We start from the raw sequence: 19,334 nt of genomic DNA on the forward strand, positions 1-19,334 counted from the left end.
GGCTCAGCCCCCTATCTGGAGCACCAGCTGGGCCGGGTCCCTTATGGCCGGCCCCAGGCCGAGAACGTAGACCATGAGATACCACAGGCGCCTCTCTTCTTCGTCTGGAACCAGCTTCTGGAGGCCGTAGTAGACAGCAACGAGGATGATGGTTATCCAGGGGTAGTAGAAGTACGCCCCGAAGTGCTGAACTAGGATGTTCTCCAGCCAGTGAACCTCGCGGTAGCCGTAGAAGTGTATGGCAACGACCGTTGAGCCCATGTCGTAGAGGTGCGCTAAAACCGCGTAGAGGTAGAGCCTGTCGAAGGGCCTGTACTTGTATACCAGTAGCGCCGGAACCCACGATACAAAGGTGTGAAGGAGCGTCAGCCCGTAGGGCTCCCAGCTCTTGGCGTGGGTCACGAGGAGGTAGTTGGCCCAGAGGGCGAGCACGGCTCCCCATCCAAGGGTTAGCTTTGGATACGTCTTCAGCTTTGCGTCTATCACTATCGCGGGGAGCATTATGAAGAACGTCGTGAAGAAGATTCCGGGGGTAAGTATCAGGGGATTCTGGGGGAGTATGCCCCCATCGACGAGGGCCCTCACCGTGGAGCCGAAGACAACCATCAGGGTGACCGCGATGAAGAGCGTCCTGTCGATTTTTATCTTGAGGGGTTTCAGTATATACCTATATGTATATATGGCTCCGAAGCCGAGCATGAACGCGTACACGAGGGTGTTTATTGGGTTGTAGCCGCTCCTGGTGAACATCGGCTCCCAGAAGTACTTGTAGATGAAACCCCAGACCTCGTTCCACAGTGATTCCAGCATCTCTTTCCCCCTGCCTGAGTCGCCCTCCCGGTTTAAAGGTCTTTTGGAGCGAAAACGGGAACTTTAATAAATCCGTGCCCGAATGATGGTTGGAGGTGAGAGGATGGCGCACGGACCCGCGATGGTCTTTGGAATAGGCGCTGCGGCGATACTCGGGTTCCTGCTGGCGCTGTTCATAGCGGCCCTGTTCCTGTGGATGGCCGCGAAGCTCATCGGAATCAAAAACGCCTCTATAGGGAAGGCCATGATCGCGATACTCGGTGGCGGAATATTGGGTGCCCTGATCAGTGCTATCGTCGGGGCGATATTCCAGCCTCTCGGCCCGATACTTGGTTTCCTGGCCAACCTCTGGGTGATAAAGGCGGTCTTTGACACCGACTGGCTCAGGGCCTTCCTCGCGTGGATACTCTCGGCCGTGATAGCGGCTATAGTCATGGGAATCCTGATCCTCCTAGGGGTATTCACAATCGGCGCCCTCGCGGCGCTCTGAGTTTCTCTTTTTTGGGTAAGGTATAAATATCCCCAGCGCTCTAAGCTATGTGATGCCTATGTTTTTCAAACCGGCCGAGCTCCAATCCAGGGAGGTGAAGCCCTTCGAAGGGTTCCCCTTCGGTCTCAGCGAGGGGAGCCTAGCGGGTGTAATCTCAACCGACGAGCTGGCCGAGACGGCTTTTCTGTACCACCTCGTCGCGAACGCCCTTAAGGATGGCCCCGTCTATCATATAGGCCCTGGAGCATCGTTTTCAGTCAAGGTTCTGAAGCGCCTCACCGAGGACGTTTCCAACCTGTACGCCGGCAACGTCTACTCGGTTGAGGAACTCCTCCAAGCGCTTAACGTCGTTGAGGATGGCTCCCTTGTGGTGGTCTCGCTCTTCCCGGCGCTTCTCAACCGCTCCGCCGAGGGGGTAGTCGAGGTTCGGAAGCTGGTGGACAGAAAAGGGCTCATCCTGGTTCTGGGGCACACCACCATAGAGCTCAACGAGCTCGACCTTCCGGGAGAATTCAGGCGCCTCTACGACCTGCCGGAGATATTCGAGGCGCTGGCCGTTCTGAGAACCAGCTCCTACCGCGGCCATTACCGCCTCAACATGACCGTTCTCAAGGCACCCCCTGACTACGTCTCCGCCGTTGGTGACCACTCGATACCCATAGACTCCTTGATAAAGCCCCTTCTCTAGCCGTATATGCTAACGTGGCCGAGTCCCAGGCCGTAGCGAACGTAGAGCGCCAGTCCAAAGAGGATCAGGATGACCACCATGGCCGCGTAATCCCTGCCCTTCATCTCGATATCGTAGAGAAACGTCCTCTTCTTGGTGGCGCCGAGGGCGCGGCTCTCGAGGGCTATGCTCAGCTCGTGGGCGGTCTTCAGGGACGCCACGAGAAGGGGGATTAGGACTGCGCTCATCCTCTTCATCCTGAGGAGGAAATTCCCCTTCTCGACTTCCCAGCCGCGGCTCTTCTGGGCGTCCATGATGTTGCTCGTAAGTATGTAGAGCGTTGGGATGTAGCGGAGCGCTATGGAGATCGTCAGACCGAACTCGTAGGGCATGCCGAGCCTGACGAAGCCGAGGATGAGGTCGCGTTGGGTCGTCGTCATCAGCAGCATGAACGTCAACAGGGCGAAGGTCAGCAGGCGCATCGAGAAGGAGAGGCCAAAGAGAAGCCCCTGAAGCCTCGGCTTGTATATCAGGGGCCATATTATGAGCGTTATAATGACTATGGGGATGAGGGGCTTCAGGAGGCGGAGCCCTTCCCGGATTTCAATCTTTCCGAGCACCCTCATGGCGATGAGCGTCATGAAGAACAACGGAATCAGGAAAATCGGGTCGTTGTAGAGCATTATCGCCGCTATTCCGGCTATGGTCCCGATTATCTTGACCCTCGGGTCGAGGCAGTGGAGGATGGAGTCCTTCTCGAAGTAGAACGGGTATATCATCGCGAACCACCCGCCAGGGCGTTTATAACCTCTGAGGCACTCCTAACAAACCCTATTCCGAGCCTCTCGCTTATTCTGAGGAGCTCCGGCTTTTCAAGTCCGTAGTCGTGGAGTTCGAGCGAGAAGAACTCCCTTACGGAACCGTCGAAAACCTTCCTCCCCTCATGGAGGAGCAAAACCCTCTCGGCCAGCTCCAGAACCAGGTCCATGTCGTGGGTTATGAGCAGTATCCCGTGACCGTCCCTCCTGAGCTCGCGTATCGTCTCGACGACTCCCGCGGCGCTCCTGGCGTCCAATCCGGTCGTTGGTTCGTCGAGTATCAGGTACTTCGGCTTCATCGCCAGAACGCAGGCTATCGCCAGTCTCTGCTTCTCACCGCCGCTCAGGGAGTAGGGGGTTCTCCTCTCGTAGCCGTCTAGATGAACAACCTTCAGCGCCCACCGAACGCGCTCCTCGACCTCTTCCTCGCTCAGGCCGAGGTTCTTCGGCCCGAAGGCCACCTCCTTGAAGACGTCCTCCTCGAAGAACATGTGTTCCGGGTTCTGAAAGACGTAGCCGACGACGCGCGAGAGCTCGGCGACGGTGTGCTCCCTCGTGTCCATTCCGTCAATCACGACCTCTCCCCTGGTGGGCTTCAGAAGGCCGTTCAGATGCTTCGCTAGCGTTGTCTTTCCGCTCCCGTTCTGCCCCACCAGCGCCACTATCTCCTCGCCCATCTCAAAGTCTACGCCCCTCAGGGCCTCCTTGCCATTCTCGTAGACGTGCCAAAGATTTTTAACCCGGATCATCGTGAACCTTTCAAGTTTTAAGTTTAAAAACTTTGCAAGGTGGATGAAATGAGGGGCAGGGATGTAGCATTCGCGGCGCTCTTTGCGGCCCTAACCGCCGTTGGCGCTCAAATAAGCATTCCGATAGGGCCCGTCCCGATAACGCTTCAGGTTCTGGTCGTTCTCCTGAGCGGGCTAATTCTCGGGGCGAGGCTCGGCTTTCTGAGCCAGCTTGTTTACGTGGCTATGGGCGCGGTGGGACTCCCCGTGTTCGCCAACCTTCAGGGCGGGTTTGCGGTGCTCTACGGACCGACCGGGGGATACATAGTCGCCTTCCCGATAGCGGCGTTCATAGCTGGATACATGGCCGAAAAGACTGGAGGAAAAACTGGCATGATTGGAGGCTCCCTGGTGGGAATTGCCGTGATATACCTCCTCGGCTGGCTGAGGCTCGGCCTCTTCCTCGGAGGGGACTTCCACAAGGCACTCCTCATCGGGGTGCTACCGTTCGTTCCACTGGATATTGGTAAGGCTGCCCTGGCGGCTCTGATAGCCGACAGGGTGAAAAAAGCAACGGATTTGGGATGATGGCCTTCACCAGTCGGCCATTCCCTCTTCAAGTATTCCCACTGCCTGCTTCTGGTGAAGCGCTGCCTTTCTCAGGTCTATGAAGATGTAGATCCTCGGGAAGTTCGCAACAACCGGTCCGTACTGGCTCGCGTTGGCGTAGTAGTCAGCCGCGGTGTCGTTCTGTACGGTCGCCAGCCCGAGGGTTTCGTTGTCCATTCCGCCGTCGACGGCCTCTCCGTAGAGGGTGTTGTATTTGTCGAGGTTCCTGTGGTACTGGATGTAGTAGTAGAAGTTGAAGAGCATCACGTTTATTCCCTTTTGAACCGGCGCCTCAGGGGTGGGTATCATCGATGAGTAACCGAGGTTGTTCATAATAATCTCCTTGTAGAACGCTTCCCATTCGGGTCCCTTCCTTGCGACGCTGTACTCAATGGTCAGGCCGGTAACGAAGACCTTGCCGCTTCCCAGGGTGTATATCGCGGTGCTTGGCTTGGTGTTGTCGGGGGTCCCACTGGGTGCCTGGACTGTGATTATCTCGGCGTTCGCCGGAAGACCAGTGAAGTAACCGTGGCTTGCGTAGCTGCTGATGAGCGTCGTGTTGTTGGCTATTACGTAGTCGCGGGTTGAGTAGCTCCTCTGTATCTCCGCTCCTCCGGGCAAGGGGTTTAACCAGCGGCCTCCGCTCCAGCCCCAGTTGGCGGCGTGGATTTCGAGAACCTTCCCGGCCTTCACGTACTCCTCCAGTTTGCCCATCTGCGGGTCTATCTCGTTGTAGAACTGCTGCCTCTGGTCGCTGACGATGATAATCATGTCGTAGGTGCCTATGAGGTCCTGAGCCGTTTTGTTCTGGAGCTCAGTGCTCGTCATGACGTCGTAGGGTATACTCATGTTTGTGAGGGTTTTTTCAACGCTGGGCGAGCCCCATGCGTCAGAGTTCTTTAGAATCAGTACGTTGTAACTCGTTAGGGGCTTTGCGGAAACCGACGGGGGTCCCAGCACCGCCACCAAACTGAACAGCATGAGCAGCGATAAAGCTGCGCTTAAAACTTTTTTCATACAAATCTCTCCTTTTTGGTCCGAACCGAGCAGAAGAACTTTTAGGGACTCCTACCCTTAGCCTATTGTAGGCTTTACACTATTTAAGTCTTCTTACACAATTTTGAAGGATCTCCAATCAAATTTACCCCTGCAGATTTCTGAGGGTCTCGGCCGCGAACCTAACGTCGAAGGAGTTCCTTACCCTGAAGAAGCTCAGCGTCACCTTGGGGTTCCTCTTCGCAAGCTCCTCAATGGACAGCGGTTCGTAGTCGAGGAACTCAATTATTCTGCTCAGGCTCCGGTAACCCTCGGCCAGAGCCGCGTTTATCGCGTCTTCCAGGGCGTCGGGCTCATAGACCGCATGTGTAACCTCGGCCGTGCCGTCCTTCCAGACCGGTACCAGTGCCTCGGGCTCGTTCTCGTAGAAGAGCCCGGTCATGTAGTTCACGAGGAAGGGCATTATCAGCGGCATGTTGCCCTCGGCCAGGAAGAACGGCTCCCCTGGGAGGGCTTTCAGGAGGGCCTCCATCCTGCTCCTCGCGGCAACGGGAAGGGGATTCGAGACGTGGAGGGAATAGGTTCTGAGCTTGTCCTTCCTGACCACCGTGATGACCTCATCTATCCTCTTGCTCGCGAGGAGCCTCCTCTCCGTGAGCCTGACGACGGGTTCATCCGCAACGGGAAGGGTGTAGTTCTCCCACCGCTTCTCCGGAAACGCCAAGATGTACGCCCTCATGGGCCGAACTAGGGCGGGTCGTTTAAAAACCTTTTTCCATCCTCCTGTCATTTGTACGAATTTTTCTCCAAAAATCTTAAATCATGCCAGTTCTTTGCCATTTTGGTGGGATAAATGATACCAAGAACGATGAGCACTCAGCATCCTGACAACGTATTCATTCCCTTTTTCGCGGGCAGTCCGACGATGGGCGGTGAGGACGAGGTCGTCGAGGCTTTCTACGCCTTCAGCGTTCTGGGGATAGACGAGCAGATGTGGGACTTCGAGGGCAAAGAAGTGGACGAGTTCGTCGTCAAGAAGCTATTCGAGCGCTATGGCTATTTCTTCAAGCGCAAAAAGCTCGGGGAAGAACTCAGACTGACGCCGCGCGTCCCCAACCCCAGCGTCGAAAAGGCCGAGGCGAAACTCCTCCTTGAGACCCTGGAGGCGATACCCCGCTCGGCGGACTACGCGAGGCTGTTCTACGGTGAAGAGCTTCCTCCGATATTTGAGGTCATCCTCCCTATGACAACCTCCTCCCAGGAACTGAACAGGGTTTACGAGCTCTACAGGCACTACATAGCCGGAAAGCAGTACAAGCGGGTCCACGACATCAAGCTCCACGAGTGGATAGGGGAGTTCTACCCCTCAGAGATAGGCGTCATCCCGCTCTTCGAGAGCAGGGAGGCGATACTGGGCGCGGCGGACATCGTGCGGGAGTACCTCGGCGGGAAGGAGGTCGAATATCAGCGCGTTTTCCTTGCCAGGAGCGACCCCGCGATGAACTACGGCCTCATAAGCGCGGTGCTCTACGACAAGCTGGCGCTCTTCGAACTTCAGGGACTCGAGGAGGAACTCGGGATTCCAATCTATCCGATAATCGGCGTCGGCGGTGCGCCGTTCAGGGGGCACTTCACCCCTGAGAACGTCGAGGGGGTTCTGGCCGAATACCCGAGCGTCCAGACCTTCACTATACAGAGCTCGTTCAAGTACGACAGGACGCCGAAGGACGTCATAAGGGCCGTTGAGCGGATCAGGGAATCGAAGAGGGGAAAAGCCCTGCCCGTTCCGGAGGAGGCGTTTGAGATCCTCAAGAAGTACGGGGCCAGATACTCAGAGGAGCTCAGGGCGCTCGCTCCCTTCATCAGGGAGGTCGCAAAGTTCGTCCCGTCGAGGAGACGGAGGAAGCTCCACATCGGTCTCTTCGGCTACTCGCGCGAGGTGAACGGCTCGGCGCTGCCGAGGGCAATAAAGTTCACGGCCTCGCTCTACTCCCTCGGAATCCCGCCAGAGCTCCTCGGCCTGAGTGCATTGAGCGAGAAGGAGCTCGAATTCCTCGGCGACTACTACCTGGGCCTTTATCGGGACTTCGAGTTCGCCTTCCGTTACTTCAACCCCGAGGCTTCCGAAAGGTTCCCGTTCCTCAAACCCCTCGCGGAGATGGCCAGAAACTACGAGCGTGACGAAAGGCACAGCGAGATAACCTCAAGGATACTGGTCGGAGAGCTGAACAGCGAGCTGATAGTTGAGGCGGCTGGAATAAGGGGTTTTTTGGGATAAAGCTGCAAAAAACGGGAAGGTTTCATTATATGCTCTGGAGCCTCAGCTCCTTGAATTCTTCATTTATCCACTCAAAGTGTTTGTCCTTCGTGACGAGCGTTAGCTCCCGATTCATTGCAACCGCTGCGACGATGGCATCAACCGCGGGAACGGGCGTTCCTTTCCTGACCATCGCCTGAGATATCTTGATTGCGAGCAGGTAGTCTTCGAGGCTCGGCGTTATCACCGTTAGTCCAAGCTCGAGCGCCCTCGGAAACTCCACGACGTTGAGGACCGTGGTGTATCCGTTGAGGGGTTTTCCGGATTTTGCCGCGTCTATCAGGACGTTGGTGTCGTAGAGAGCCTTTTCCATTCCGCATCCCTCGTTTTCTTGAGCGCCTTCTCGTACTTTTCAACGGGCGTGCTCTCAAGCTCTTTCCTGAAGTCCTCGCCGAGAAGAGATAGCAGTTCGTCCGAACTGAGTTCTTCGGCCTCGATTTTGGCTAAATACTCCGCTATGGCCTTTCTCGCCACCTCACTCCACTTTATTTCGGGATGCTTCTTCATTCTCCTGTAGAGGTCGGGCGGGACGGAGAGGGTTATGTTCGGCATGCCATCACCGCACAGAATTATGTGAGTTCACATATTTAAGGGTTGTGGAAAGAAAAGAAATCAGTCCTTCAGCCACCTCTCCATCCACCCGACGATCAGCCCAAGCCTCTTGACCCGGTGCTTCGGCTTTCCGCCCCTGCTGAGATCGTGGTTCTCGCCGGGGAAGAGAGCGAGCTCAACGGTCTTGCCGAGGTATTTGAGCGCCGTGTAGAACTGCAACGCCTCCGGTAGCCAGCAGCGGTAGTCTTCCATCGAGTGGATTATGAGGAGAGGAGTTTCGACGTTCGGCGCGTACTTCAGCGGGCTCTTCTCCCAGTAGCCGTCGGTGTTGCTCCACGGGTCACCGCCTATCTGGTCGGGCGCGAAGAAGTAGCCTATATCGGTCGTCCCGAAGAAGCTCACCCAGTTAGAGATTGAGCGCTGGGTTACCGCCGCTTTAAAGCGCTTCGTGTGGCCGACTATCCAGTTGGTCATGAAGCCGCCGTAGGAACCGCCGGTGATGCCGAGCCTCTCCCCGTCGATGAAGTCGAAGCGCTTCAGTGCTTCATCAACGACCTCCATGAGGTCCTGATAATCCCTCTCCCCGTAGTGCTCCCTTATATCGGCGAACTCCTCACCGTAGCCGTCGCTGCCGCGCGGGTTGGAGAATATCACGACGAAGCCTTTGGCGGTTAAAACATGGAACTCATGCATGAAGGAGTAGCCGTAGGCGGTCTTCGGCCCTCCATGAATCTCCAGAACGGCGGGATACTTCCTTCCGGGATCAAAGTCAACGGGCTTCATAATCCAGGCGTCGATTTCCACTCCATCGCTGGCCTTGACCTTGAAGTGCTCCGGCTTAGAGAGGGTGTACTCCTTTATCCAGCCGTTGAAGTTCGTGAGCTTTTTCTCCTTCCCATCCCTGAGAACGTAGAGCTCCGTCGGAGTGACCGCGTCCTGGGCGGTGAAGGCTATGTAGTCGCCGATTGCGAAGCTCTCGACGCTCCTATCGCCGCCGATGACGCGCTCTATCTTCCCCTCAAGGTTCACCCTGAAGAGGTTCGCCCTCGGGCCGTCGGTTGCTATGTAATAAACCCAGCCGTCCTTGAAAACCAGTTCTGCCCTCTGGCTCCCCCTGACGTCGCAGTTCAGGGAGTTGTATGCAGCCCTGTCGAGTTCCGCGGTGAGCTTCCTCATCTCGCCCGTCTCGGGGTTGTAGTGGTAGATGTGGGTGTTCGTCGGAATCCCGCGCTCGCGGGTGTTGGCCTTGAGGATGAACGTGCCGTCGTCGAGGGGTATGAAGTCCTGAACGCTCCACTCCCCTGGGGTTAGTCTCTTCGCCTTCCTGCCCTCAAGGACGTAGAGGTCGCTCACCATCGGCTTCCTCTCGCGGTCCTCCTGGGCCGTGAAGTAGAGCTTTCCTTCATGGAACCTGATCTGCGAGACGTCGAGGTTCTTCGGCGTTACGCGCCTCTTCCTGCCCGTCTCAATGTCAACGAGGTAGACGACGCTCCTCTTTCCATAGACCCAGCCGACGCCGTTGAACCAGAAGGGAATCTCCTTGATGATGTGGACGTCGTCCTTCGGTTTCTTCTCGACGTCTATCGGCGTAACGACCGCTATGCTCTTCCCGTCCTCCGTGAAGCGGATGTTTTTGATCCCGTACTTGAACTTCGTCAGAAGCCTCGCCTCGCCGCCGTCGGTCGGAATAACGTACAGCTCGGCTTCCTTGCTCTCCTTATCGCGCTTCGAGGTGAAGGTTATCAGCTTCCCGTCCGGGGAGAAGCGCGGGTTTCCGTCCTTCTTTCCGGAGGTGAAATGTTTAACCTTTCTGCCGTCGTAGAGGTAGAGCCTCGAGAAGTAGTCGTCCTTCTCAACGCTTATCTCCGTTACCTGGAAAACGAGCCTTCTCCTGAAGGCGTCGATATTTCCAACGAGCTTGAACTTTCCGAGGTCTTTCTCGCTCAGGCCTTTCGCCATAGAAACCACCGAACTAACATCGGCCTTTTCGTATAAAAACTTAGCGTTTCGATGATTATCGAGAAGCTTTCAAAACCGCCTAACCTTTTTAAATCCCCCTTCTCCCTTTTATCCGGGAGGTGGCGGCCGTGACCGTCAAGGTCCGCTTTGACAAGGAAGTGAGAGAGTACGCGAAAGGCGAGAATGTTAAGGACTCGGTTCTCAAGCTCACGGAGACCGCTCTGGCTCAGGCGCTTGAGAAATTCCACAGGAGAATGATAATCATAGAGGGAGATACGGTAAGAAAGGCCGAACTGGCCGGAATCCTAGCCGGCGCATCGGCCAGAACCCTGGGGGAGATTCTCGACGACCTCCGCGAGAAACGGTTGAGGGACGAGAGCGAGGACAGAATCGAACTCCTCTACGCAACCGATGCACTCGGCGAGGAGACCTTCGGGAGGAAGCGCTACGAGGCCTTCAGAAAGCACTTCGACGTTCTGGCAGGCTCGGCCGCCGAGGTTAAGGCGGTTACGTTCAAGCACACCCGCGACATACTGGGCAGGACCTTCGACATTCTCGTCCTGGACATGAGCTACGACTACTCGCCGAACGACCTCGGAAGGATAATCGAGACCGTCCGCGGCGGCGGACTCATCTTCATACTCGCCCACCCGTTCGAGAAGTGGAAAAACATGTGGACGGGCTTCCACAAGAGCCTCGTCACGCCGCCCTACACGATAGACGACGTTAAGAAGCGCTTCAACAGGCGGCTCATCAGGAAGTTCACGGAGCACGACGGCATCTACATCATCACCGAGAACGGCAAGCTCAAGAAGAAGCCGAAGAGGAACAAGAGCCAGGCGAAGATTAAATCGAGGAAAGGGGTTCCGATTCCCGAGGAGACCCTTTTCCCGCGCGAGCTGTACGAGATGGCCCTCACCGAGGGGCAGGTTGAGGTTCTGAAGGCCTTCGAGGGGCTGGTTGAGGAGGAGGGCATGCTCGTTCTCACCGCGGACAGGGGTCGCGGAAAGAGCGTCTCCGTTGGAATAGCTGCGATAGGTCTGGCCCTGGCCCTCGGAAAGCGCACGCGTGTAGTCGTGACGGCCCCCGAGCCGGAGAACGTTCAGGCTCTGTTCCGCTTCGCCAAACGTGCCCTTCAGAGGCTCGGCTTCAAGCCCCACGTCGTCGAGGAGAAGGGGCTGATCAAGGAGCTCTACGCCAGGAAGATCGGTCTGAGGTATTATCCGCCGGCCGAAGGCTACAAGAAGACGGCCGACCTGTACATCCTCGACGAGGCGGCCGGAATCCACGTGCCTATACTCCACAAGTACCTCAACAAGCCCCGCGTTGTGTACTCCTCTACCATTCATGGCTACGAGGGTGCCGGAAGGGGCTTCTCCGTCAAGTTCCTGAAGAAGGCGAGGGAGAAGCGCTCTTTTAAGGAGCTTCACATGGAGGAGCCCATCCGCTACGCCGAGAACGACCCCATCGAGAAGTGGCTCTTTGACGTCCTCCTGCTCGATGCCGAGCCGGTTGAGCTCACGGAGGATGACTATGGGCTTATAAAGAACAAGGAGGTCTACTTTGAGGAGCCCGACCTCGACGACTGGTTCGAGAAGGACAGAGAAGACCTGAGGAACTTCGTCGGTATCTACATCCTCGCCCACTACCGCAACAGGCCGAGTGACGTTGCCCTGCTCGCCGACGCGCCTCACCACAGGGCCCGCGTCCTTCGCCTCAAGAACGGCAAGATAGTGACCGGAGTTCAGATAGCGGAGGAGGGCAACATACCCAAGAAGGTCATCGAGAAGATGGCAAAGGGCTACAAGCCGCGCGGCAACATAATCCCGGACATGATGGTCAAGCACCACATGGCGAAGGAGTTCGCGAAGCTGAAGGGCTACCGCATAGTGAGGATAGCGACCCATCCGGACGCGATGGACATGGGGCTGGGCAGCAAGGCGCTGGAGCTCCTCGAAAAGGAGGCCAGGGAGAAAGGCCTTGACTGGATAGGTTCCGGCTTCGGTGCCAGCGAGGAGCTCGTCCGCTTCTGGGTCAGGAACGGCTTTGCCGTCGTCCACCTGAGCCCCGCGAGAAACCCTGTGAGCGGTGAGTTCACCGCCATAGTTCTCAAGCCGATAAGCGAGAGGGCGAAGAAGCTCATCAGGAAGGCCAACGACGAGTTCAGGATAAGGCTCACGGAGTGGCTGGGTGATACCCACCGCGAGATCGAGCCCGAGATAGTCAGGTGGCTCTTCGAGACGCCGTTCGGTGAGGCGGTGGATTATCCGATTCACCTCACAGAGGTTCAGAGAAAGCGCCTCGATGCCTTCACGGGCAAGGTTCTGACCTACGACACTGTGGTTGACGCCGTTAAGCCCATCGTGAAGCTATACTTCCTCGACGGCTGGATGAAGCCCTATCTCGACGAGAGGCAGATAAAGCTGCTCATCTACCGCGTGCTCCAGGCCCACAGCTGGGAGGAGACGGCGAGGCTCATTGACAGAACCGAAACCTTCACCATGATAGAGGTGCGCGATATCATAAGGGGACTCTGGTACTATTACAAGAGGGTCATTTCCTGACCCTAAACTAACTTTTTATAGGATTGGCGCGTAGTTCCCTCGGTATGTCATTGGTGTATCCATTCCAACGGTGACTCCTATGCCGGGCGGCAACTGGGAGAAGATAATTTCGATAACGAAGGATGGCATGAGGAGCATAGGAACGATGAGACGAAAGATAAGCAGGGGTAAGAGGATAGCACTTCTCATCGACGGCCCCAACATCCTCAGGAAGGAGTTCGGCGTCAAGCTGGAGGACATAGTTGAGGCCCTGGAGGGACTGGGCGACCTCAGGGTCTCCAAGGTGATACTGAACCAGTACGCCCCCCAGGGGCTCATAGAGGCGGTATCGAACCAGGGCTTTGAGGCAATCGTCGTCTCGGGCGAGACGGGTGTGAAGCTCGCCGTCGAGGCGATGAGGGAGATATACAACCCGAACATCGACGTTATCGCCCTGGCCACCAGAAACGCGGAGTTCCTGCCTGTGATTCTCAAGGCCAAGGAGCGCGGCAAGGAAACCATCGTCATCGGAATCGAGCCGGGCTTCTCGGCGGCGCTGAAGCATGCCGCCGACTACACCATAATCCTCGAGGGCGGTGAGGAGAAATGAAGGAGCGCTTTTTCAGGGTTCTGAGGCGCGGGGAGAAGGAGGTCAAGGAGGTCAGCGAGGAGACGCCCAAGCCGAAGAAGAAGAGAAGCATAGGCCTCATCATCGACGGTCCCAACATTCTCAGAAAGGAGTTCGGGATAAAGCTGGAGGACATCATAGACGCCCTCGAGCGGATTGGAAAGCTCAGGGTGGCCAAGGTAGTTCTCAACCAGTACGCTCCCCAGGGGCTCATAGAGGCCGTCGTGAACCAGGGGCTTGAGCCGATAATAGTGGCCGGCGACACCGACGTGAGGATAGCCATCGAGGCCATGGAGCTCATCTACAACTCCGACGTCGACGTTATCGCTCTGGCCACCAGGGACGCGGACTTCCTCCCGATAGTCAACGAGGCGAAGCGCAGGGGTAAGGAGACGATAGTCATAGGGGTGGAGCCGGGCTTCTCGGTCGCGCTCCAGAACGCAGCGGACTACGTCATCAAGATGGAGGGCAAAGGTATCGACGCTCACGAGGCCAAATAGCTTTTAAGCTTTCTTTCCAGCCCTATTCTGGTGGGAGAAAGTGATAGTTGAAATCATCCTCTTCGCGCTCGGCCTCATCCTGCTCATCAAGGGGAGCGACTATTTTGTAGAAGCCGCCTCGCGCGTTGCGAAGGGCTTTGGCGTCAGCGAGTTCATCATAGCGCTCGTCCTGGCGAGCATAGCCACCACCCTTCCGGAGGTCACAGTCTCCGCCATCTCGTCCTACCAGGGAAAGCCCGACATAGCCCTCGGTAACGCGATAGGAAGTGCCCTCGCGAACATCGCCCTCATTCTCGGCGTTTCCGCCCTGCTCCGTCCGCTGAAGGTCGAGAAAACCGCCTGGAAGAATGCCCTCTTCATGATAGGCGTTACTGCCTACGCCGGCCTGCTCATGTACGATGGCACGATAAGCCGGCTCGACGGCGCCAGCCTGATACTCATCTACTTCGGGTTCCTCTACTACCTCTACCGCAAGCACATGACCTTGGAGGAGCTCCCCGAAGGCGGACGCGGGAACCCTAGAAGGGACGCCCTCATAATGTTCGGGAGCGGCATACTCGTCGTGACCGGTGCCAAGCTCGTGGTCGACAGCGCGGTCACGATAGCCAGAGCCTTTGGAGTTCCCGAGGTCGTCATAGGCCTCACGATGGTCTCGATCGGGACTTCCCTGCCCGAGTTCACCAACTCCCTCATGGCGACCATCAAGAGGCTCCCGAACATCAGCGTGGGCAACATAATCGGCGCGAACATCCTCGACGTCCTCATGGTCATCGGCATAGCGGCCCTCATAAACCCGATCAGGGTGGACGCGACGATATACACCTTCACCCTGCCCCTGACGCTCCTCGTCATGGGCATACTCACCGCCGTTCTCCGTCTCACCGGCAGGATAGACAGGCTCACCGGCGGAGTGCTGCTGGCGATTTACTCGTACTTCATCTACGTCTACCTCACCGGTGGCGTCCACCTGCCGCAGGGCTGACCCGTTTCCCTCTTTTACGCTATTTTCAGTCCACAATTCTGGGGCGCAAAGCTTTTTAATCCGCCCTATTACTCCCTTATGAAAACCAAAAACCTGTTCATGGGGGTGAAAGAATGAGGAAGCTCGCCACGCTGCTGCTCACCCTCCTGCTCCTCGGTGCCATCGGGGCTTCGAGGCCCGTTAAAGCCCAGGAGCAGCTGACGGTTTACTCCTACGACAGCATAGAGTGGTGGATGAAGGAGATAGTTCCGATTTTCGAGCAGAAATACGGCGTCAAGGTGAACCTCGTCCTCATCGGCGACGCCGGTGAGGTTCTCAACAGGCTCATCCTTGAGAAGGACAACCCGCAGGCGGACGTTGTGGTGGGCATAGACAACAGCTACCTGGCCAAAGCCATTGACGCCGGCGTGCTGGAACCCTACAAGCCGGCCAACGCCGACGTGATTCCGGGCTGGATCGTTGAGAAGTTCGACCCGAGTTATCACCTCACGCCCTACGACTACGGCTTCATAGCCATCAACTACCGCAAGGATATGGTTCAGAACCCGCCAACCAGCCTCGAAGACCTCACCAAGCCGGAGTGGAAGGGTAAGCTGATAATCGAAGACCCGCGCACCAGCTCACCGGGAATGGCCTTTCTCCTCTGGACGATAGCGGTCTACGGCGACGACTGGCTCTACTACTGGGAGAAGCTGAAGGAGAACGACGTCCAGATAGTCGAGGGCTGGAGCGCAGCCTGGAACGCCTTCACCAAAGGTGAATACCCGCTGGTCCTCAGCTACGCCACCTCGCCGGCTGCAACCGTCTACTACGACAACAACACCAACGTCGGTGCCGTGGCGTTCAAGGAGGGCAACTACCTCCAGATAGAGGGCGCGGGAATCGTCAAGGGCGCCAAGCACCCTGAGCTGGCCAAGAAGTTCATCGAGTTTCTCATCAGCGAGGAGGCACAGGAGAAGCTCCCGCTCAACCAGTGGATGTATCCCGTCAACAAAAACGTTCAGACCCCGGAGGTCTTCAAGTACGCGGTGAAGATAGACAAACCGGTGACCGTCGACCCCAAGGAGATCGAGAACAACTACGACCTCTGGCTCAAGCAGTGGACCCAGCTCATGATAGAGGGCAAGAGCCCGGACGAGATACTCGGGAAGACGACCACGACGACCCCTGAGGAGAACGGGGGAATCTGCGGTCCTGCACTGATAGTTGGCCTGGCCCTGATACCGCTCCTCCTCAGGAGGAGGCGGTGAGGTTTCTCCCTTTTTCCTCACCGCAACTTTTATAAGAGCGCCCCGGCACCTTAGGAGCGAGGGCCCGTAGCCTAGCAGGATAGGGCGCCGGCCTTCTAAGCCGGAGGTCGCGGGTTCGAATCCCGCCGGGCCCGCCACAGAAACTTTGCCTTCGCAAAGTTTCATCAAAGTTGGTGATTGCTTTTCAAAGTGTCTTCTTTTAGAGTGCACGTTATTAAAAGGCTGGTTCTAGTTGGATTTCCTTGTTTTTAATTAAGCTTTCACCGAGTCCCTTAAATATGACGCCCTACGGGCGTCAAAAAGAAAAATGGACTCAAAGGTTAACGGCAAATTTCAAGTGAAATTACTATCTAAATGCTAAATTTGAATGTGCACCGTTTAAACGGCTAATTCAAATGGCAATCACAAACTTTGGTCAAGCCTTGCAAGAGCAAAGTTTCCTGTACTCTCAAACCCCCGGAGTGGGACTTTACCACTTAATATATTCTGAAGTTAGTGTGCTATCTACCTATAAGAGCGCTTTTGCCAAGCAGGGGCTTGAGAGCTTTTAGGTTCATGACTCTCTGAATCAACTCTGTTGGAAGTAATTACCTAGAAGAAAATTATTTAAATTTTGCCTTAAAAAGGACATATGTTATGAGTTATGTAGAGTGGTTTATCGTTGGGTTGTTTGTAATATCGGGATTGGCAAGCCTAGTTATATTTAGAAAGTTGTTATGTATCTTTTTCTGGTATTACTCCCCAAGTTCAATGCTTCCTCCAGGATGTAAGAGATATAAAAGAAACGAACTTCTGAAGAATCGAGTGTGGGAGAGAGCCTTTCAAATTAATAGACAATTTGGGACTATTATCGAGATATCAATCTTGCTTGTCTGTTATTATACTCCTTTTGTGATTTTGTATTTTTTGATGTTACTGCTTCTCCAGTTTGGAGTTTCCATGGGAATTCAGGCTTTAGATGCAATAGTCGCTCCTCTATTGGGTATGTTTTGTGGACTTGTCTTTTCATGGACTATTTTATTGCTTTTCGCGTGGTATCAAAGAGAGTTCTCGAGGAGTATCAAACAGGGACTTCTGTCTCCGTTGATTACTACGTTCCTCTTAATATTGCCAGTGATTATTGAGATTATAGGCCCAGAGCAAATTCGGAATTATCTCTCGCGGATAGTGCATCAGGATTTAACGTTTTCGATGTTGTTCAAAATTTCGCTGACTCCTAAATTCTTAGTAGAAAGCATTGTAGAAATAGTTCAAATCTTGTTTTTCTTGAATTTAGTTCTTGTGCTTGTGGTAGGCTACAGAGTTGGAAAAATTAGAAATGAAATACTACCCAGATAATGTTGAACTCTTGTGAGCATGTTTGATCTTCCTAAATCAAGCAATATTAAAAGAAACAGAATATGCTTTGAAGACCTTAAGGATACAACCTACTGGGCGTCCTCGGGAAGAGCGTGGCCCAGCGGACGTGGTCGAGCTTCAGCACCCAGGCAACGAGCCTCTCAAGGCCGAGGCCGAAGCCGCTGTGCGGGACGCTGCCGTACTTCCTGAGGTCGAGGTACCACTCGTAGTCCTTCGGGTCCATGCCCTCGTCGAGAATCCTCTGCACGAGCTTGTCGTAGTCGTCCTCACGCTGTGAACCACCGATGACCTCGCCGTATCCCTCCGGCGCGAGCATGTCCGCCGCGAGAACCTTTCTCGGATCCTCCGGGTCCTCCTTCATGTAGAATGCCTTGATGTGCTTCGGATAGCCGTAGACGAAGAACGGGGCCTCGAACTCCTGGGTGAGGATCCTCTCCTCGTCGGCGCCCATGTCCTCGCCCCACTCTATCCCGACGCCCTTGCTCTGGAGGATGTCTATGGCCTCGTCGTAGCTTATCCTCGGGAAGGGCGGAACGGTGTTCTTGAGTGTGGTGAAGTCCTTCCTGAAGGTCTCGATGTCGCCCTTCCTGAGCTCAAGCGTTCTCTGCACCATGTAGCTCACAAGCTCCTCCTCGACCTTCATTATGTCCCAGAGGTCCATCCAGGCACCCTCAAGCTCAAGGTGCCAGAACTCGGTGAGGTGCCTTCTCGTCCTGCTCTTCTCCGCTCTAAAGCTCGGCGTGAGCGACCAGACCTTTTCGAGGCCAAAGATGGCGGCCTCAAGGTAGAGTTGGGCCGACTGGCTGAGGTAAGCCGTCTTGTCGAAGTACTTGAGCTTGAAGAGCGTCGCACCGCCCTCAACGGCTCCGGTGACGAGTATCGGCGGAAAGACCTCGTACCAGCCGTCCTGGAGGAGCCACTCTCTAGCTGCCTGCATCATCGTTGCCTTGACCTTCATTATTGAGGCGACCTTCGGCGAGTGCAGGTGCAAGTGCCTCACATCCAGCAGGAACTCGTCGCTCGCGTCCTTGGTTATCGGGAAGAAGTCAACGTTCTGGACAATCTGAATCCTGTCCGCCTGAATCTCGATCCCAGTGGGGGCGCGGGGGTCGGCTTTAACGGTACCCTCGACTATCACGCTGGACTCTATTCCGGCTTTCTTTGCCTCGGCGTAGGCCTCATCGCTCAGCTCCTTCTTGAATATGGTCTGGACTATTCCGCTTGAGTCGCGGAGGACTATGAACACCTTCTTTCCAACTTCTCTCTTCCTATAAACCCATCCGGCGAGTTTAACGCGCTTGCCTTCCATATCGGGCCGAACGTCGGCGCAATAAACCTTATCAATCATCGTTACCACCTCCAGAGGCTTTGAAGGGGACTTTATAACGGTAGCGATTGGGCTACCAGAAGAGCGTCAATTTATCCAAAGGGGAAATGCCCCTATTCTATGTTCCACGACTATCATCAGCGGCATGGGTGTAGGTTTGAAAACCATAATTTAAATTCTTTGTCCCCTCGATTGTCATTTCATCATGAAGTATGGAAATTCTCCCAAAATATGACGATACCCAGTGTTGGGCACCCTCGAAGGAGTTGGGAGTCATCCAATCCTTGGATAATTTTTATCCAAACTGGATAAACCTTCAACAATGGAATATCTATTGGGATAATAATTACATTTTGACAAGTTGAAAAGGGTTATTAGTTCACAAATGGTAACATTTATATAGTATCGTGCTCAACATATTTTGGTGAGAATTGGAGAGTCTTTAATTATTGCGGGGTAGTGGTGGGGGGATGTTCAAATGTTCATTGATCCCTTTGTAATCCGCTCTATCAACCGCAGCGAACTGAGGAAGCGGATACTCTTCTATCTCGATGAAATATATCCCACCCCCACCTACCTCTCTGAAATCGCGCGGGTGGTCAAATCAGACCCCTCAAATGTGAAGGGTGCTCTTATCGGCCTTGGGAACCGATACAACGGCCACAGCTCCCTCGTGAGCCTCGGACTCGTGGAGGTCGTTACCGAGAAGGGCTTCAAGTACTACCGGCTCACTGAGTACGGGAAGCAGGTCGTCAAGCTCCTGAAGTCCTACCACTCATACTATTCGAGGTACACCTGA

General features: G+C 55.2%; 20 protein-coding genes and 1 tRNA gene. 12 read left to right on the forward strand and 9 right to left on the reverse strand.

What is annotated here, in order from left to right:
• Positions 1 to 3: 3 nt before the first annotated feature.
• Positions 4 to 810, reverse strand: coding sequence for a DUF63 family protein (locus A3L10_RS00950; protein WP_088865981.1), 807 nt, complete (start codon positions 808 to 810; stop codon positions 4 to 6).
• A 103-nt stretch (positions 811 to 913) separates the two neighbouring features.
• On the opposite strand from A3L10_RS00950, the gene A3L10_RS00955 reads away from it, so the two are divergent.
• Together A3L10_RS00955 and A3L10_RS00960 are read left to right on the forward strand one after the other, a co-directional pair.
• On the forward strand, positions 914 to 1,300 hold the full coding sequence (locus A3L10_RS00955; RefSeq protein WP_088865982.1) for a hypothetical protein: 387 nt from the start codon (positions 914 to 916) through the stop codon (positions 1,298 to 1,300).
• A 52-nt stretch (positions 1,301 to 1,352) separates the two neighbouring features.
• The gene (locus A3L10_RS00960) at positions 1,353 to 1,988 is read left to right on the forward strand and encodes a hypothetical protein (RefSeq protein ID WP_232460995.1); all 636 of its coding nucleotides are present in this window, start codon (positions 1,353 to 1,355) and stop codon (positions 1,986 to 1,988) included.
• On the opposite strand, the gene A3L10_RS00965 is transcribed toward A3L10_RS00960, so the two are convergent.
• Together A3L10_RS00965 and A3L10_RS00970 are read right to left on the reverse strand one after the other, a co-directional pair.
• Complete coding sequence (locus A3L10_RS00965) at positions 1,985 to 2,746, reverse strand: energy-coupling factor transporter transmembrane component T family protein (protein ID WP_088865984.1); 762 nt, start codon at positions 2,744 to 2,746, stop codon at positions 1,985 to 1,987. The two genes, A3L10_RS00960 and A3L10_RS00965, sit on opposite strands and share 4 nt — an antisense overlap.
• A complete protein-coding gene (locus A3L10_RS00970; RefSeq protein WP_088865985.1) occupies positions 2,743 to 3,534 on the reverse strand; it encodes an energy-coupling factor ABC transporter ATP-binding protein in 792 nt (263 codons plus the stop codon). The genes A3L10_RS00965 and A3L10_RS00970 overlap by 4 nt, the downstream gene beginning before the upstream one ends.
• A gap of 48 nt (positions 3,535 to 3,582) precedes the next feature.
• On the opposite strand from A3L10_RS00970, the gene A3L10_RS00975 reads away from it, so the two are divergent.
• The gene (locus tag A3L10_RS00975) at positions 3,583 to 4,101 is read left to right on the forward strand and encodes a biotin transporter BioY (RefSeq protein ID WP_088865986.1); all 519 of its coding nucleotides are present in this window, start codon (positions 3,583 to 3,585) and stop codon (positions 4,099 to 4,101) included.
• A 6-nt stretch (positions 4,102 to 4,107) separates the two neighbouring features.
• Here the strand turns inward: A3L10_RS00975 and A3L10_RS00980 are convergent, their stop codons facing one another.
• Together A3L10_RS00980 and mobA are read right to left on the reverse strand one after the other, a co-directional pair.
• Complete coding sequence (locus tag A3L10_RS00980) at positions 4,108 to 5,103, reverse strand: pyrolysin (RefSeq protein ID WP_232460996.1); 996 nt, start codon at positions 5,101 to 5,103, stop codon at positions 4,108 to 4,110.
• 160 nt (positions 5,104 to 5,263) lie between these two features.
• The gene (gene mobA, locus A3L10_RS00985) at positions 5,264 to 5,857 is read right to left on the reverse strand and encodes a molybdenum cofactor guanylyltransferase (RefSeq protein WP_088865988.1); all 594 of its coding nucleotides are present in this window, start codon (positions 5,855 to 5,857) and stop codon (positions 5,264 to 5,266) included.
• 114 nt (positions 5,858 to 5,971) lie between these two features.
• On the opposite strand from mobA, the gene ppcA reads away from it, so the two are divergent.
• Positions 5,972 to 7,396: a phosphoenolpyruvate carboxylase gene (gene ppcA, locus A3L10_RS00990; protein ID WP_088865989.1), complete on the forward strand. Its 1,425-nt coding sequence runs from the start codon at positions 5,972 to 5,974 to the stop codon at positions 7,394 to 7,396.
• A 25-nt stretch (positions 7,397 to 7,421) separates the two neighbouring features.
• On the opposite strand, the gene A3L10_RS00995 is transcribed toward ppcA, so the two are convergent.
• Genes A3L10_RS00995 through A3L10_RS01005 form a run of 3 tightly spaced genes read right to left on the reverse strand, consistent with a single transcriptional unit; the run spans position 7,422 to position 9,946 of the window.
• Positions 7,422 to 7,748, reverse strand: coding sequence for a PIN domain-containing protein (locus A3L10_RS00995; protein ID WP_088865990.1), 327 nt, complete (start codon positions 7,746 to 7,748; stop codon positions 7,422 to 7,424).
• The gene (locus A3L10_RS01000) at positions 7,715 to 7,987 is read right to left on the reverse strand and encodes a hypothetical protein (protein WP_088180666.1); all 273 of its coding nucleotides are present in this window, start codon (positions 7,985 to 7,987) and stop codon (positions 7,715 to 7,717) included. The genes A3L10_RS00995 and A3L10_RS01000 overlap by 34 nt, the downstream gene beginning before the upstream one ends.
• 60 nt (positions 7,988 to 8,047) lie before the next feature.
• The gene (locus A3L10_RS01005; RefSeq protein WP_088865991.1) at positions 8,048 to 9,946 is read right to left on the reverse strand and encodes a dipeptidyl-peptidase 5; all 1,899 of its coding nucleotides are present in this window, start codon (positions 9,944 to 9,946) and stop codon (positions 8,048 to 8,050) included.
• Between the two features lie 128 nt (positions 9,947 to 10,074).
• On the opposite strand from A3L10_RS01005, the gene A3L10_RS01010 reads away from it, so the two are divergent.
• From A3L10_RS01010 to A3L10_RS10325, 7 genes are all read left to right on the forward strand, one after another.
• Complete coding sequence (locus A3L10_RS01010) at positions 10,075 to 12,510, forward strand: tRNA(Met) cytidine acetyltransferase TmcA (protein ID WP_088865992.1); 2,436 nt, start codon at positions 10,075 to 10,077, stop codon at positions 12,508 to 12,510.
• A 79-nt stretch (positions 12,511 to 12,589) separates the two neighbouring features.
• Positions 12,590 to 13,099: a TIGR00288 family NYN domain-containing protein gene (locus tag A3L10_RS01015; protein WP_088180663.1), complete on the forward strand. Its 510-nt coding sequence runs from the start codon at positions 12,590 to 12,592 to the stop codon at positions 13,097 to 13,099.
• On the forward strand, positions 13,096 to 13,617 hold the full coding sequence (locus tag A3L10_RS01020; protein WP_088865993.1) for a TIGR00288 family NYN domain-containing protein: 522 nt from the start codon (positions 13,096 to 13,098) through the stop codon (positions 13,615 to 13,617). Before A3L10_RS01015 ends, A3L10_RS01020 begins: the two co-directional genes overlap by 4 nt.
• Positions 13,618 to 13,657: 40 nt before the next feature.
• Positions 13,658 to 14,599 carry a calcium/sodium antiporter gene (locus tag A3L10_RS01025; RefSeq protein ID WP_088865994.1) on the forward strand — a complete coding sequence of 314 codons (942 nt, stop codon included), beginning with the start codon at positions 13,658 to 13,660 and terminating at the stop codon, positions 14,597 to 14,599.
• 113 nt (positions 14,600 to 14,712) lie between these two features.
• Positions 14,713 to 15,849: a thiamine ABC transporter substrate-binding protein gene (locus A3L10_RS01030; protein ID WP_088865995.1), complete on the forward strand. Its 1,137-nt coding sequence runs from the start codon at positions 14,713 to 14,715 to the stop codon at positions 15,847 to 15,849.
• 60 nt (positions 15,850 to 15,909) lie between these two features.
• Positions 15,910 to 15,986 (forward strand) — tRNA-Arg (locus tag A3L10_RS01035).
• A 499-nt stretch (positions 15,987 to 16,485) separates the two neighbouring features.
• Positions 16,486 to 17,187 carry a hypothetical protein gene (locus A3L10_RS10325; RefSeq protein ID WP_088865996.1) on the forward strand — a complete coding sequence of 234 codons (702 nt, stop codon included), beginning with the start codon at positions 16,486 to 16,488 and terminating at the stop codon, positions 17,185 to 17,187.
• A gap of 76 nt (positions 17,188 to 17,263) precedes the next feature.
• Here the strand turns inward: A3L10_RS10325 and asnS are convergent, their stop codons facing one another.
• The gene (asnS, locus tag A3L10_RS01045; RefSeq protein ID WP_088865997.1) at positions 17,264 to 18,556 is read right to left on the reverse strand and encodes an asparagine--tRNA ligase; all 1,293 of its coding nucleotides are present in this window, start codon (positions 18,554 to 18,556) and stop codon (positions 17,264 to 17,266) included.
• 457 nt (positions 18,557 to 19,013) lie between these two features.
• On the opposite strand from asnS, the gene A3L10_RS01050 reads away from it, so the two are divergent.
• Positions 19,014 to 19,334 (forward strand): helix-turn-helix domain-containing protein, encoded by a 321-nt coding sequence (locus A3L10_RS01050; RefSeq protein ID WP_088180656.1) that lies wholly within the window; start codon positions 19,014 to 19,016, stop codon positions 19,332 to 19,334.

The organism is Thermococcus radiotolerans, from assembly GCF_002214565.1.
Classification (GTDB): Archaea; Methanobacteriota_B; Thermococci; order Thermococcales; family Thermococcaceae; genus Thermococcus; species Thermococcus radiotolerans.